A 14,758-nucleotide genomic window follows, 5' to 3' on the forward strand; every position below is an offset into this window, starting at 1 on the left:
GCACCCATTCACTATCCCCTCAGTATTGACATTGTTCGCGACTTCGTCACGTCACCTCCGTGAGTAACAAAGCCCCACCGAAGCGGTGGCAGCGGTTATGTCTTCATAGTGCATCGTCTTCGACGCGGTAATGACTCGCTGCCGTGGTCGGTGGTGTCACCGAGTCGGATTAAGTTAATCATTTTTGAACAGGTATTGGTATTAACTTTTCGTCATCGAATTCATACCACCTACCTTTATATTTTCCTCCGTCCAGCTTAAGTAAAACGCCCCTATCCTTTGGCCATTTAATGCCCCCCACAAGAAATTCACTTCCGATCTGGAGCGCCACAGGCGGGGTGGCGCGAAAATCGTATAGGGAAATAGTTGGGGGATTTGAACCACCATTGTTAAAATCGTACACCAACATCCGGTCAACCAAGCCATTATTTAACGTGTGTTTATCACACGAGCCGGCGAATCCATACAGCTTATCAAAAGAAGCGCCATTTAATTTTACCTCATTATACAATCCATCAGCCTGCATGTTAATGTCCAATATAACAAGCCTTCCAGCCATCGTATTAACGTTGCGACACCCCTCGGCATCAGAATCGTTCGCAAATGCACTAGAGGTGCAGAGCGACGCGATCAAAAAAAATCCGAAATATTTTATTTTCATACGACCCCCTGAAAATTAACTTTCTTGCCACCTACGGCAACAACGAGGTCAAGTAATGGACGTACATCCTCAAGCTTGGTCGGGTCACAGGCAAAGTTTTTGAAATTAACACCTGTATCGATCAGGCTGCTCAACCAGTAACGATGGGCTTCCACATAGTTTCCTCCGTACTTCGCTGCACGCTTCGCCGTGTCAGCACTGCCGACCTGTGCTGTCAGGAGCGATTTCGCCCCGACACTGCGCACTTTCGGCGCGTGTCCCGGCTCAGCTGGCCAGTAGGTATCCTCTGCGACGATAGTGCCCGCCAGATATTTGTACGCATCGCCGCCACCAAGATGATGGCAGAGGTAAAGAATCTTAGCGCGTTCGCCATCATTGAGCTTTGAGAAATCATACCCTTTTGCTGCGAGCGAGCTAAAATTAGATAGACCGTAGTCTACTGCTGCCATAATGGCACACTCCGCATCCATTCTTAAATTCAGAATATCCGTTTCGTATTGGGAAACAATAGAACATTGACCACTCGCATTCGCTGTCACCCAACCGTTTGTCAACGCTTTCTGATTGGAAAAGGTCCCTACACGTTTCGCCTCATTTAGCCATGTCCCTTTTAGAAATTGGGTCATTCCTTTCGCGCTCGATCGTGGATTCGAAGAATCCGGGTCCCACTCACCAGTGGACACCGTTTGACTCTTCGATATCCGCTTGCCGTCCACCTGAAATGTCTTGGTGACGACAGTCTTTTTCTTGGCCGATTCGATATTGATTATCGACGCAATTGCCTGGGGCTTAAACCCGCTTTTTCTTGCAGCGGCAAGAATATAATCGCGATACTTGCTGTTCGGGCCGAGCCTGAGATTGTCCTTGTTCGGACATTCAACGCCAACATTGATCACTGGATTTCCGGCCAGATCGCGATTGTGCTGTACTTCTCCCGGCTCCAGCTTGACGGGCTTGCTAGGGTCATGATCCGGCAACCCGTCATGCTTGCGAAGAGGGACGGTGATCTTGTGCTTTGGGCTTCGCAATGTTTGCTGGTGCACGCCGGGCGGCGCGCTAAGGGTCGCGACTTTCTTCTCGCCCCCACCTAGCTTGCTAACGAAAACCTGCGGTTTGTCGTCTTTGTGTTTTGTCTGGATCGGCGGGATGAATCCCTTATCGTCCGTCGTGAAATTGTAGTCACGATCAGCCGTCACCACGCGGGTTTTCAGGTTACAGATCGGCTGTCCGTTCGGATCGACGAAGCAGATCCACTGTTCGTTGTAGAAATCCTCGTCCTGTGTGGATGAGTCGCGCGGAATCTTGATCTGCTGTCCGACGTAGATCAAGTTCGGATCGCTAATTCTGTTGATTCCAGCCAACTCGTCCACGTCCGTATCCTGCTGCTTCGCGATCTTGCCAAGGGTGTCGCCCAGCACTACCGTGTAAACGTCATATTCCATTACGCCTGCTCCGATCCGTTGTCGCTAATCCATTCTTCGATGCCACCAGTGCCAAGGTCGTTGCGGGCAATGTCCTGATCGGTGAGCGTGCCCCATTCACCCTCACCGAAAAGTGACTCCGCTGTGTCGCAACTATCCGGGTTTGTGGTTCGGGTCGAACCACCGGTCGTGCTACTGCCTTGATTAGCGAGCTTGAATGACGCGGTGTCCTCCTGCTGGGTGAACAGCTTGTACGGCACATCTGACATGCGCGAGCCATCTGCCAACGCACGAAACGTGAGCTTCTGGCTGAATGGTCCGATGTCGCCATGCGGCATATCGGGCACCGGAATCTGCAGAGATGCCTTGCCCTTCTTCTGGACCGTAATCGTCTTGAGGAACAGGTCGAATGGGCCGCCGAGCGTAATGCTGCCGTCCTTCATGTGGATGAACGCGCCGCCCCATTCGAGAATGAGTTCCTTGTTCGCGACGACACTCACTCTCCCGTTGACACTCGCAACGTTTATATCCTTGTCTGCGATGAACGACAGGGGGCCACTTTGCGCCTGAATCTCGACCGGGCCCTGGGCGGCAAAAGCCTTGAAACCCAACTTTTGGGCGAACAGCGAAATCATTTCACCCGCCGCGACCGTGAACCGCTTCAGTACGCTCCCGTCGGCGTTCTTTCCGGCAACGGTATTGATATTGTCCTGCGCCGAAAGCTGCACGCCGCCACCCGCGACGATGCCCGCCGATGCGGGGGTGCTCATCAGCAGTGCCGGCTTCTTCAGGCCGTCGAAATGCTGCTTCATCTGCTGCTGTGCATCGGTATCGGCAGGCTCGGCCTTCGCGCTGCTGGCCGATGCCGCAAGCGCCTTCGCGGTCGCCAGCGCGCTTTCGAGCTGGGCAATGGTTTCCTGCATGTCAAGCTGCTTGCCACTCGCGCCTGGACGGTCGTAGGTCGTGACCATCACGCCCTTGCCCGCGCGAAGCGCGCCCCAGCCCGAAGACCTCAGCTCATAGCCTTCGCCCCTGTACTCCAGTTTGTTGTTAGCCAGATAACCGAGATTCAGTTGTGATTTGCCTGAGTGCTCCGTGCTAACCTTGATGCCTTCCTGGCCCGCCCAGTCCTCAAAACGAACCTTGTTGTTCGCCTGCGTGCGGATCACGTTGCGCGAGAGCCAGCGCCGGTCGTTCGTCACCAGGTCGCGCGCCTGGCTGTGGTGATGGAAGGCCGTGATTTCTGGCTTGTCCGGGTCCCCGTCCCGGAAGGAAATCACTGCTTCGTCGTTATCCAGCGCCACGAAGTGCATGCCGGTTTGCAGCTTGCCCGCAAACGGTTTTGCCAGACGCAGCGGCACACTTTCGCCACCTTTCGGCCAGTCAGCAAAATCCACGTCGAAACGGACTACGTAATAACCGACAGAATTCAGATAGCCATAGGTGTATTTGTCCGGGCTGCAAATACGTGCGCTGAGCGTACCGGAAATGCGAGCCCATTTTTCCGGTTCGAGCTGGAGCCGGAAGCGCCGGTCTGCGGGGATCGCCTTGAAGCTGTTTGAATAGGACGCATCGCGCGCGCCGCTGTGCGTGACCTCGATAACTACCTGGCCTTTCGGCGCATCGGGCAGGACAATATCCGTCTCCAGCGCGCGCGCACTGCAACGCGAGGACATTGCTCCCGCCCTCGTAAATAACCTGCCGCGCAATCGCCGCCTCGTGGCGAAGCTGCGCCTCCCACTTCGCGCCCGCCTGGTCGAGGTGATGCGTACCGTAGATGTAGGGCTGGCCGTAGGTGGTGGAATCCTGCGGCGCGACGTTGGCCTCGTCCCTGAACCGCTCCCAGGCTTGCTCCGGGTTATAGTCTGCGACCGTGAATGATTGCGGCACGGTCACGGTATGGGTCTTGATCGTCGTCACCGCCTCGACGCCGCCCGCCTCCAGGGCCGCCGCCTCGCGGTACGGTACGATGAGTTGCGGATCGTAGAGGTAGTGGTCAATGTCATCTGCAAACACTACCTGGTCGCCGTACACCGTCTCCAGAATGAAGCAGTAGATGCCAGCCTTTTCCATCAGCATATGCGCATACGGCAGATCGCTCATCTGGCGCTGCATGCGGAACAGGTGCTTGCGATACTGCCCGCGCAGCCGGAACGACATCTGCTCAGGTCTGAACCCGTGACTGCGCAGGATCGCCGCGAGAATGTCCGGCGTGCTCATGTGCTGAAAGATCTTGTTGCGGGTTACAGCCGCCAGCCGCGCCAGATGCGACTTCAGCACGATCTCGTACCGTACATAGTCCTTCGTGGTGTGGATCGTGGAGAAGCGCGCGATGAAGCCTGAAAACTTCCTGGGCGGACCATCGTCGGGCACGACGGAAAACGCCGCATCGAGGTTCAGGTAGTCGGCCCGCGCGAGCTGCTGCGGGTGGGTCAGCACGATGCGCACCTCGGTCGGTGCGCCCATCTTTTCGGTTGCCTCGAACGACACGACCGAAAGCGCTGCCGCGCTGTCCGTGCCGGGCACATCAAGAAAATACGCTTGGCGTCCTGTGACGCCCCGGCGCAATGGATCAAACTCTGCCACTCCATGCTCCCTGAAAAAGACCAGCGACGCAGCGTTAGCTGCCAAACCCGTTACGTCAACATCTAAAACCCGGCAGGTCAACGGAATCAATATGGGATAGGCATGTTCTGACAATTCTTGAAGAAAATCCGGCACGTCTGATTCATGACGCATCGGGGCGATGCCTGTTGCCGCCTCCTGGCAGGTGACCTGTCCTTTCCCGCCGTCTTTCAGCAAGAATCGCGACAGTCAGGACCGCATAGGCAGCGCGACGCAACCCAGCGCCACGTAGAGATAAAGCACTGCTAGATCATCCATAGGACTCCTGTTGTTTGAGACGCATAGAAAACCCGCCCGGAACCGGGCGCTGGCGTCAGTGGGTCATGACAGACGGCACCGCCAGGAGATACCCCTGACCGCCGTCGTCGTCATCGCTCAGGGCGCTGCCGGAGAGTTCGTCGCGAATCTGGCTGGTGCGCTGTAACACCTTCAGGTAATCGCGAACCTCTTCATGGCACTGCCCGGCCAGTTGCTGAAGTGTTGCCGTCAGCGCGGCGCGGTCGGCTTCGGGCTTTCTTTGCCTACTTTCTTTGCTGCTGCAAAGAAAGTAGGTGCCATTCCGGGGAGGGGCAACACTGATAGACCACCGTGAATTCAAGGAAAGGCAACTCTTCCCTAATAGACCAGCCATGAACTCAAGGAAAGGTCAACACCACAAGAACACAGAGTCAACGCCAACATCCCACCGCGATTTCAACGAAAACCCAACACCCCAAACAACCCACCCCCAACCAGCCAAAACCCCACAACAAGCAAAAAAGCCCCGCCCCTGCAGAAGCATATAATGACGGACGACCTGCCGCCCCTCCCCAAAAAATGCCCGATCTGCTAGCCAATCTGAACCCCGAACAACACGCCGCCGTCACGCTCCCCAATGAGCCCGCGCTGATTCTCGCCGGTGCGGGCAGCGGCAAAACCCGCGTTCTGATCACGCGCATCGCGTGGCTGATCCAGCACGGTCTCGCGTCGCCCCCCACGATTCTGGCGGTGACCTTCACCAACAAGGCCGCGCGCGAAATGATGTCGCGTCTGTCGGCGCTCTTGCCAATCGACACGCGCGGCATGTGGATCGGCACCTTCCACGGCCTGTGCAACCGGATGCTGCGCGCGCATCATCGCGACGCGGGGCTGCCCGCCACGTTCCAGATTCTCGACACCGCGGACCAGCTGTCCGCGATCAAGCGTCTGATGAAGGGCCTCAACATCGACGACGAAAAGTACCCGGCGAAGAACCTGCAGTACTTCATCAACAACGCGAAGGAACAGGGGCTGCGGCCGAAAGACGTCGATGCCACCGACAACTTCAACCGCAAATTCGTCGAGCTCTACGAAGCCTACGACCAGCAATGCCAGCGTGAAGGCGTGGTCGACTTTCCCGAGTTGCTGCTGCGCTGCTACGAACTGCTCGCGCACAATCCGCCGTTGCGCGCGCACTATCAGGCGCGCTTCAGGCACATTCTCGTCGACGAGTTCCAGGACACCAACAAGCTGCAATACGCGTGGCTCAAGCTGCTCGCGGGCGAGAGCAACTCGATCTTCGCGGTCGGCGACGACGACCAGTCGATCTATGCATTCCGTGGCGCGAACGTCGGCAATATGCGCGACTTCGAACACGAGTTCAACGTGCGCCATCTGATCAAGCTCGAACAGAACTATCGCTCGCACGGCCATATTCTCGACGCCGCGAATCAGCTGATCGCCAACAACTCGCGCCGCCTCGGCAAGAATCTGCGCACCGACGCAGGTCACGGCGAACCGGTGCGCGTGTACGAGTCCGCGACCGATTCGCAGGAAGCCGGCTGGATCGTCGAGGAGATCAAGGCGCTCATCAGCACCGGCACGTCGCGCAGCGAGATCGCGATCCTCTATCGCAGCAATGCTCAGTCGCGCACGATCGAACACACGCTGGTCAATGCGGGCATCGCCTATCGCGTGTATGGCGGCCTGCGCTTTTTCGAGCGCCAGGAAGTCAAGCACGCGCTCGCGTATCTGCGCCTGATCGACAACCCGAACGACGACACCGCGTTCGCGCGTGTCGTCAATTTTCCGACGCGCGGCATCGGCGCGCGCTCCATCGAGCAGCTTGCGGACGCGGCGCGCCTGTACAACTGCTCGATGGCCGCGGCGATTCCGTACGTCGCGGGCAAGGCGGGGTCGAGCCTCGCCGGCTTCGCGAACCTGATCGGCAAGATGCGCGCGGAAACCCAGCAGATGAGCCTGCCGGAAACCGTCGAGTACGTGGTCCGTGCGAGCGGTCTCGCGGAGTTCTATCAGAACGAGCGTGAAGGCCAGGACCGGCTGGAGAACTTGCAGGAACTGGTCAACGCGGCTGCCGCGTTCGTCAGCGAAGAGGGCTACGGGATGGACACGCCGGCGCGCTCGATTCCGCTGCGTCCGGGCGCGACCGCCGCGCCCGAGCTGGCGGTCGCCACCGACGATCCGAATACCGTCGTGCTGGACGCGCCCGGCATCGCCGATCCCGCGCAGAATCCGGACACGATGACGCCGCTCGCCGGTTTCCTGTCGCACGCATCGCTCGAAGCGGGCGACAACCAGGCGCAAGCCGGCCAGGAAGCCGTGCAACTGATGACGGTGCACGCGGCCAAGGGTCTCGAATTCACGGCGGTGTTCATCACCGGCCTCGAAGAGGGGCTGTTCCCGCACGAGAACAGCGCGATGGAATCGGACGGTCTGGAGGAAGAAAGGCGCCTGATGTACGTGGCGATCACGCGGGCGAAGGAGCGTTTGTACCTGTCGTTCGCGCAGAGCCGGATGCTGCACGGGCAGACGCGCTACAACATCCGATCGCGTTTCTTCGACGAACTGCCGCAAGAAACGCTCAAGTGGCTCACGCCGAAAGTCGAGGCGGGCGCGCGCTGGGGCGGCCGTTCGGATAACGCGGGTTATGGGCGCGACTGGTTTGCGCGGCCGGGCTATACCGGCCCGGCGTCGTCGACGCCGGCGCCGCTGCCGGCCTTCGCGAACGAGCAGCGCGCGGCCGAGACGGGCTTTCGCGTGGGGCAGCAGGTGTTCCATACGAAGTTCGGCGAAGGCACGATCACCGCCCTCGAAGGCGGCGGGACCGACGCGAAGGCGCAGGTCAAGTTCAAGCGACACGGCGAGAAGTGGTTGGCGCTCGCGGTCGCCAAATTGCAGGCGGTTGAATGAGCGGGGGCGCGATGGGGAAGGTTGGCACGGTGGGTTCAGGTATGGCCGGCTCGGGTACGCCCGACGTCGGAGCGAAGCGCGGCGGCGCGCCGGCTTCGCATCGTCCGCTGGGCATTCTGGCGGCTTTGCCGCAGGAGCTCGGCGATCTGATCGAAGCGATGCGCGCCGAGTCCGGCGTGCGCACGATCACGCACGGTCAGCGCGACTATCACCTCGGCACGGTCCACGGCGCGCCGTGCGTCGTCACGCTGGCGCGCGTCGGCAAGGTCGCGGCGGCCGCGACCGTCAGCGCGCTGATCCATGCGTTCGACGTCGACGCGGTCGTGTTCACCGGCGTGGCAGGCGGCTTGGGGAACGACGTGCGGGTCGGCGATATCGTCATCGCCGATGCGCTTCTGCAGCACGATCTCGATGCGTCGCCGCTGTTTCCGCGTTTCGAGGTGCCGTTGCTGGGCGTGTCGCGTTTTGCCGCCGATGCCGCGCTGGCCGACCGGCTGGCTGCGGCGTGCGAGCGTTTTGTCGCGGAAGAGGGCGTGGCCTCGGCGGCGCGCTTCGGCACGCGCGAGCCGCGCGTGCATCGCGGCTTGATCGTCAGCGGCGATCAGTTCGTCGCGAGTGCGGCGGGTGTGAACGCGCTGCGCGTTGCGTTGCCGGATGCGCTCGCGGTCGAGATGGAAGGCGCGGCAATCGCGCAGGTCTGCCATGAATACGGCGTGCCGTGCGCGGTCGTGCGCACGATCTCCGATACCGCCGACGATCATGCCCCGGAGTCGTTCGTGTCGTTTCTGACGGAGATCGCGGGCGCTTATTCGAATGCGATTCTGACGCGGTTTCTTGATGCGCGGAACGCGCAGGTTTGAGCGCTTGATGGGTGAAAAGCGCGCGACGCTGGCTGGATGGCGGGCGCGCTTTTCGGGCTGAGTTCTTTGGCGGTTCGCTCGGGCGGGTCTTCAGCCTGTCTTTTTCAGCTTCGCTTTTTCAGTCTGGCTTCTCAGCCTGGCCTTTCAGCGAAGTTTCCAGCCAGGTTTCACAGCGCAGTTCACTGTCCAGGCTTCCCCGCGAATCCCGCCCATTCACGCTTTCCCCACCTCGCCCAGCGCCTCGCGAACCTGCTGCAACGCGGCCGGATCTTCAATAGTCGGCAGATCCCCCGGTTCGTGTCCTTCCGCAAGCGCGGCGATCGCGCGGCGCAGCAGCTTGCCCGAGCGCGTCTTCGGTAGCATCGACACCACCACCACGCGCGACGGCCGCGCAATCGCGCCGAGCTGACGATCGACCGTCGCCGCGAGTTCGGCTTCCAGCCGCGCGCGCTCACTGGGGTCCGCATCGGCTTGCGCGCCGCGCAGCACCACGAAGGCCATCGCCACCTGACCCTTCACCGGGTCCGTCACGCCGACCACCGCCACTTCCGCGACCGCCGCGTGGCTCGACAACGCTTCCTCGATCTCGCGCGTGCCGAGCCGGTGGCCGGCGACGTTGATCACGTCGTCGGTGCGCCCGAGAATCGTCACGTAGCCGTCCTCGTCCTGCACGCCCCAGTCGAAAGTCGAATAGACCTGGTGGTCCGGAATGCTCGACCAGTAGATGCTGACGAAGCGGCTGTCGTCGCCCCACACCGTCGACATGCAGCCCGGCGGCAGCGGATAGTCCAGTGTCAACACGCCTTTTTCGCCGGGCGCGCAGGGCTCGCCGGTCAGCTCGTTGCGCAGCGTCAGATTGAAACCGGCCGACGGCACGCCCGGCGAGCCGAGCTTGGTGGGCAGCGCTTCGACGCCGCGCGGAATCGCCAGCATCGGCCAGCCGGTCTCGGTCTGCCAGTAGTTGTCGATCACCGGCTTGCCGAGCGCGTCGGAGATCCACGCGGCGGTCGGCTCGTCCAGCGGCTCGCCGGCGAGGAACAGGGTGCGCAGGGTCGACAGATCGGATTTCTTCAGCAGCGCCGGGTCCTGCTTCTTCAGCACGCGCAGGGCGGTCGGCGCGGTGAACATCAGATTGATGCCGTGCTGTTCGACGAGGCGCCACCAGATGCCGCCGTCCGGACGGATCGGCGTGCCTTCGTACATCACGGTGGTTAGTCCCGCGATCAGCGGCGCGTAGACGATGTAGCTGTGGCCGACCACCCAGCCCACGTCCGACGCGGTGAACATCGTGTCGCCGGGCTTGCCCTGAAAGATGTGCTCCATCGATGCGGCCAGCGCCACCGCGTAGCCGCCGACGTCGCGTTGCACACCCTTGGGCTTGCCGGTGGTGCCCGAGGTGTACAGCACATACGAGGGCTCGTTCGATTCGAGCCATTCGCACGGCACGTGCACGTCGAAGAACTGTTCGCGCAACGGCTCGTAGGCGACGAGGTAGCGCGCGTTCAGACGCTCGGGCGCGAGTTGCCGGTCGACCAGCAGCACGCGCGCCGTCTTGTGCGTCGCGCGCGCGAGCGCTTCGTCGATCAGCGGCGCGTAGTCGATCACCTTGCCGCCGCGCGCGCCGGCGTCGGCGGTCACGATCAGCACGGGCTTCGCGTCGTCGATGCGGGCCGCGAGGTTGGGCGCCGCGAAGCCGCCGAACACCACCGAGTGAATCGCGCCCAGACGCGCGCACGCGAGCATCGCGAACAGCGCCTCGGGGATCATCGGCAGATAGAGCAGGACGACGTCGCCGCGCTTCACGCCGAGCGAGCGCATCACCGCGGCCATCCGGTTGATTTCCGCGTACAGATCGGCGTACGTGTAGTGCCGCTCGATGCCGGTTTCGGTCGACACATACACCAGCGCGTTCTGCTGCGCGCGCTCGGCCAGATGGCGGTCCACCGCGTTATGACAGAGATTCGTGCGGCCGCCGACGAACCAGCGCGCGAACGGCGGTTTCGAGCGGTCGAGCACGGCGTCGAACGGCGTATGCCAGTGGATCCGCTGCGCTTCGTCGCGCCAGAAATCCTCGGGGTTCTCGATCGAACGGCGGTGGAAGTCGCGGTAGCTGGTCATCTGCGGCGATCCTTCTGCTGCGTGAGTGAACGGATGTCGGTGTCGGGCATGCGGCCGCGTTGCGCGGCGCGGGTGCGGCTGTGTATCCGCACAAGCATAGAGCACGCGCCGTGCGGCGGACAACGCGGGTTCACCATGAGCGGAAATGGGGTCGCCGCATGCCGGGCCGATGACGCAGCGGCGCGGTGACTGGGTCAGGCAATCCATGTCCGCTGCGCCCGCTCGCCCCGCAAAAAGAAAAAGGCGCCGCAGCGCCTTTCCCCTGAATGCAACTTGCGTACAACCGGCTCACGCCTTCGCGCGCTTGCCCTCGACATCCGGCAGCAGCACCGTCAGCACGCCGATCAGCGGCAGGAACGAGCAGACCTTGTAGACGAACGCGATGCTGGTGGCGTCGGCCAGTTGTCCGAGCACCGCCGCGCCGATCCCACCGAGGCCGAACGCGAAACCGAAGAACAGCCCCGCGACCATCCCCACCTTGCCGGGGATCAGCTCCTGCGCATAGACGAGGATCGCCGAGAACGCCGAAGCCAGCACCACGCCGATGATCACCGTCAGCACGCCAGTCCAGAACAGGTTCGCGTACGGCAGCAGCAGCGTGAACGGCGCGACGCCGAGAATCGACACCCAGATCACGTACTTGCGGCCGATCTTGTCGCCGATCGGACCGCCGATCACCGTGCCCGCCGCCACCGCCGCGAGGAACACGAACAGATGGATCTGCGCGGCCTGCACCGTCAGGTGGAACTTGTCGATCAGATAGAACGTGAAATAGCTGTTGATGCTGGCAAGGTAGAAGTACTTCGAGAACACCAGCAGGATCAGCACGCCCATCGCGAACATGACCTTGTTGCGTGACAGCGTCGCGTGAGCCGCCTGGCCGCGCGCCTTCTTCACCGACGGATGCTGCTTGTACCAGCGGCCGATCTGCGTGAGCACGACGATCGCGACGAGCGCCGCCACCGAGAACCACGCGATGCTGCGCTGGCCGTGCGGAATCACGATCAGCGCGGCGAGCAGCGGCCCGAGCGACGAGCCCGCATTGCCGCCCACCTGGAACAGCGACTGCGCGAGTCCGTGCCGGCCGCCCGACGCCATGCGCGCGACCCGCGACGATTCCGGATGGAACACCGACGACCCGCAACCGACCAGCGCCGCGGCCACCAGCAGCACGCCGAAGCTCGGCGCAATCGACATCAGCAGCAGGCCGGCGAGCGTGAAGCCCATGCCGACGGGCAGCGAATACGGCTTCGGATGCTTGTCGGTATAGATGCCGACGAGCGGTTGCAGCAGCGACGCGGTGATCTGGTAGGTCAGCGTAATCAGCCCGATCTGCCCGAAGGACAGCGAAAAGTTGTCCTTCAACATCGGGTAGATCGCGAGGATCAACGACTGGATCATGTCGTTGAGCAGGTGCGAAAAGCTGATCGCGCCGAGCACGGAATAGACCGTGCGCTGGATTTTGGTAGCCGGCTGGGCGGCGGGAGCAGCAGGGGCGGCGGCGCCGCTTCCGGCTGATGCGCCGGCGAGGGCGCGTTTATCGAGGCTCGTTTCCATACGCTGGGTGAGAGAAAAGATGAGAGAGAAAAAGGCTGGCCAATAGGGGTTTAGCGGTTGCTGGCGGGTCGTCGTTTTTCGTTCTGGTTGCCGCGGCGTCTCGACGCGACTTCCGGCGCTTTCGGTCGTTTCACGAAGTTTAATGTGGCTTGAGTGAATTGTAAGGACAAGTTTTGTCGCGAATCGGACACGCCCGCACATTGGAGAAGCCGCTGGCGTACCAAAACCGGGCGCCGGTTGCACCGTCAGAGCGCCGGTAGCGGATTGCTCGTGTGCGGCGGCCGGGACCCCGGCATGTCGTCTGATAAATCCGGTTGGGCGATTTTTGGCCGTGTATAAACACGGTCGCGGGCGCGCGGCTTACAAAGCCGCACGTCGAGGACCGGGCGACACGCGGCGGCCATGCGCGAGCGGCGTCAAAAGACATTAAAGATCGCGGACGCGGCGGCCGTAGACCCGGAGAGATAAGCAGCAATGCCGGACCAACCTTTCCGGCAGGTCTACATGTGGGGACGGGGAATATGAAAGCAGTTTCGCCAGGCAATCGGCACAACGCGGGCTTCTTGACGGACGAACCGGCGGCGCACGCGACGCTGTCGCGCGCTCAGGGCGGCCGCGCGCATGCCGTGAAGCACAAGGGTCTGTCGGTGAAGGCGATGTTGCGCGTCGCGTTCGCGGTGCTGCTGATCGGCACACTGCTGATCGGCGTGTTTTCGCTCACGCAGATCAGCCGTCTGAATGCGTCCACACAGTCCATCTACGACCAGGGCCACGTCGCCAGCCGCGCGGCCGAGGAAGCGCGCGGCCACATGCTGCGCGCGAGTCGCGCGCAAAAGATGCTGCTGACGGCGACCACTGCGAAGGAGCGCGACGAACTCGGCGCGGACATCGACCGTGGCCTCGCCGGTCTCGGCGCGCAACTCGCCACGCTGCAGCAGTACGTCGAAACCGCGGATGCGAAGGCGGTCGAGCAGCAGAAGGCGTTTGCCGCCGGCGTCACCGTGTGGAGCGGTCATCTGCGCGACTTCGTGACGCTCGTGAAAGCGCAGCCGCTCGACCTGTCGCAGATGAACTGGCAGGTCGGCACCCAGGACGTGTCGCTGCTGGTCGAAACCGGCAAGCTCGAAAAGCTCGTCGATGAACTCGTCGCGCAGCGCGGCACCGCCGCGAAGGCGACCATCGACGCGTCGGGTTTCATCTACCACTCGTCGTTCGTGATGATCGCCGTGATGACGCTCGCGCTGATCGCGCTCGCGTTCGGCATCAGCGAGTGGGTGGTGCGGCGGCTCGCCGGCCAGCTCGGCGGCGAGCCGGCGTACGCGAAGGAAATCGCCAGCCGGATCGCGGCGGGCGATCTGTCGAACCCGATCGCGCTGGGCCGCAAAGACCGCTCCAGCATGCTGTACGCGCTCCACGACATGCAAAGCGGACTCGCGACGACGGTTTCGGACATCGCGTCGAGCGCGGACGCGATTGCGACCGCGTCGGGCGAAATCTCGATGGGCAATCTGGACCTGTCGCAACGCACCGAGCAACAGGCGATGGCGCTCGAACGCACTGCCAGCAGCATGGAGCAGTTGACCTCGACGGTGCGCCAGAACGCCGACAACGCGAAGCAGGCCAGCACGCTCGCGAACAACGCGTCGGAGATCGCGGAGAAGGGCGGCGCCGTGGTGAGCCGCGTGGTTGCGACGATGAACGACATCAACGATAGCGCGCGCAGCATCGGCGACATCATCGGCGTGATCGAGGGGATCGCGTTTCAGACCAACATTCTGGCGTTGAACGCAGCAGTCGAGGCGGCGCGCGCCGGTGAAGAAGGCCGCGGGTTTTCGGTGGTCGCCGCCGAAGTGCGCAATCTCGCGCAGCGCAGCGCCGCTGCCGCCAAGGAGATCAAAGGTTTGATCGACACGTCGGTCGAGCGCGTGGGCAATGGCTCGGCGCTGGCTCAGGATGCTGGGGCGACGATGGATGAAGTCGTGAAAGCGGTCAAGCGCGTCACCGACATCATGGGCGAGATTTCGGCGGCATCGTCCGAGCAGAGCGCCGGCATCGAGGAGATCAACCTCGCGGTCACGCAGATGGATTCGGGCACGCAGCAGAATGCCGCGCTGGTGGAGCAGGCCACCGCCGCGGCCCGATCGCTGGACGATCAGGCGCGCGGTTTGAAGGCAATGGTGGGGAAATTCAGGCTGTCAAACGCGCTGATTTGAGCGGTGCGGCTCGCTAATCGTGCTTGCGTGGTTCATGCTCGAACTTGAACGCATGGACCACGCTGCGTCACTTGAGGCGATGCGTTGTCGGTTTCGTCGGCGTCGTCAGCTCGACTTGTTGGCGTCGGGTTTCAC

The 14,758-nt window shown here is 62.0% G+C and carries 8 protein-coding genes and 1 pseudogene; 3 read left to right on the forward strand and 6 right to left on the reverse strand.

Annotated elements, in window-relative coordinates; genetic code table 11:
- Nucleotides 1–178 precede the first annotated feature (178 nt).
- The 4 genes and pseudogenes from P0D89_RS45985 to P0D89_RS46000 form a co-directional block, all read right to left on the reverse strand.
- A complete protein-coding gene (locus P0D89_RS45985) occupies nucleotides 179–661 on the reverse strand; it encodes a hypothetical protein (RefSeq protein WP_408367106.1) in 483 nt (160 codons plus the stop codon).
- Nucleotides 658–2,103 (reverse strand): LysM peptidoglycan-binding domain-containing protein, encoded by a 1,446-nt coding sequence (locus tag P0D89_RS45990; RefSeq protein ID WP_408367104.1) that lies wholly within the window; start codon nucleotides 2,101–2,103, stop codon nucleotides 658–660. The genes P0D89_RS45985 and P0D89_RS45990 overlap by 4 nt, the downstream gene beginning before the upstream one ends.
- Nucleotides 2,103–4,548, reverse strand: a pseudogene (locus P0D89_RS45995) (type VI secretion system Vgr family protein). Before P0D89_RS45995 ends, P0D89_RS45990 begins: the two are co-directional and overlap by 1 nt.
- A gap of 472 nt (nucleotides 4,549–5,020) precedes the next feature.
- Complete coding sequence (locus P0D89_RS46000) at nucleotides 5,021–5,338, reverse strand: hypothetical protein (RefSeq protein ID WP_408378769.1); 318 nt, start codon at nucleotides 5,336–5,338, stop codon at nucleotides 5,021–5,023.
- A 185-nt stretch (nucleotides 5,339–5,523) separates the two neighbouring features.
- On the opposite strand from P0D89_RS46000, the gene P0D89_RS46005 reads away from it, so the two are divergent.
- Both P0D89_RS46005 and P0D89_RS46010 read left to right on the forward strand, forming a co-directional pair.
- Complete coding sequence (locus P0D89_RS46005; protein WP_408367100.1) at nucleotides 5,524–7,875, forward strand: UvrD-helicase domain-containing protein; 2,352 nt, start codon at nucleotides 5,524–5,526, stop codon at nucleotides 7,873–7,875.
- A gap of 41 nt (nucleotides 7,876–7,916) precedes the next feature.
- Nucleotides 7,917–8,735, forward strand: coding sequence for a 5'-methylthioadenosine/adenosylhomocysteine nucleosidase (locus P0D89_RS46010; RefSeq protein WP_408367124.1), 819 nt, complete (start codon nucleotides 7,917–7,919; stop codon nucleotides 8,733–8,735).
- A 213-nt stretch (nucleotides 8,736–8,948) separates the two neighbouring features.
- Here the strand turns inward: P0D89_RS46010 and P0D89_RS46015 are convergent, their stop codons facing one another.
- Both P0D89_RS46015 and P0D89_RS46020 read right to left on the reverse strand, forming a co-directional pair.
- The gene (locus tag P0D89_RS46015) at nucleotides 8,949–11,060 is read right to left on the reverse strand and encodes a propionate--CoA ligase (RefSeq protein WP_408367098.1); all 2,112 of its coding nucleotides are present in this window, start codon (nucleotides 11,058–11,060) and stop codon (nucleotides 8,949–8,951) included.
- 81 nt (nucleotides 11,061–11,141) lie between these two features.
- A complete protein-coding gene (locus P0D89_RS46020) occupies nucleotides 11,142–12,410 on the reverse strand; it encodes an MFS transporter (protein ID WP_408367096.1) in 1,269 nt (422 codons plus the stop codon).
- Nucleotides 12,411–12,931: 521 nt separating this feature from the next.
- On the opposite strand from P0D89_RS46020, the gene P0D89_RS46025 reads away from it, so the two are divergent.
- A complete protein-coding gene (locus tag P0D89_RS46025; RefSeq protein ID WP_408367094.1) occupies nucleotides 12,932–14,623 on the forward strand; it encodes a methyl-accepting chemotaxis protein in 1,692 nt (563 codons plus the stop codon).
- The last annotated feature ends 135 nt before the right edge of the window (nucleotides 14,624–14,758 follow it).

The organism is Paraburkholderia sp. RL18-085-BIA-A, assembly GCF_046027075.1.
In the GTDB taxonomy this organism is placed as follows: Bacteria; Pseudomonadota; Gammaproteobacteria; order Burkholderiales; family Burkholderiaceae; genus Paraburkholderia.

What these genes read in the sequence shown, in the direction of transcription:
- P0D89_RS45985 (WP_408367106.1), bottom strand. Translation starts at nt 661, where the DNA reads ATGAAAATAAAATATTTCGGATTTTTTTTGATCGCGTCGCTCTGCACC.
- P0D89_RS45990 (WP_408367104.1), bottom strand. Translation starts at nt 2,103, where the DNA reads ATGGAATATGACGTTTACACGGTAGTGCTGGGCGACACCCTTGGCAAG.
- P0D89_RS46000 (WP_408378769.1), bottom strand. Translation starts at nt 5,338, where the DNA reads ATGGCTGGTCTATTAGGGAAGAGTTGCCTTTCCTTGAATTCACGGTGG.
- P0D89_RS46005 (WP_408367100.1), top strand. Translation starts at nt 5,524, where the DNA reads ATGCCCGATCTGCTAGCCAATCTGAACCCCGAACAACACGCCGCCGTC.
- P0D89_RS46010 (WP_408367124.1), top strand. Translation starts at nt 7,917, where the DNA reads ATGGCCGGCTCGGGTACGCCCGACGTCGGAGCGAAGCGCGGCGGCGCG.
- P0D89_RS46015 (WP_408367098.1), bottom strand. Translation starts at nt 11,060, where the DNA reads ATGGATTGCCTGACCCAGTCACCGCGCCGCTGCGTCATCGGCCCGGCA.
- P0D89_RS46020 (WP_408367096.1), bottom strand. Translation starts at nt 12,410, where the DNA reads ATGGAAACGAGCCTCGATAAACGCGCCCTCGCCGGCGCATCAGCCGGA.
- P0D89_RS46025 (WP_408367094.1), top strand. Translation starts at nt 12,932, where the DNA reads ATGAAAGCAGTTTCGCCAGGCAATCGGCACAACGCGGGCTTCTTGACG.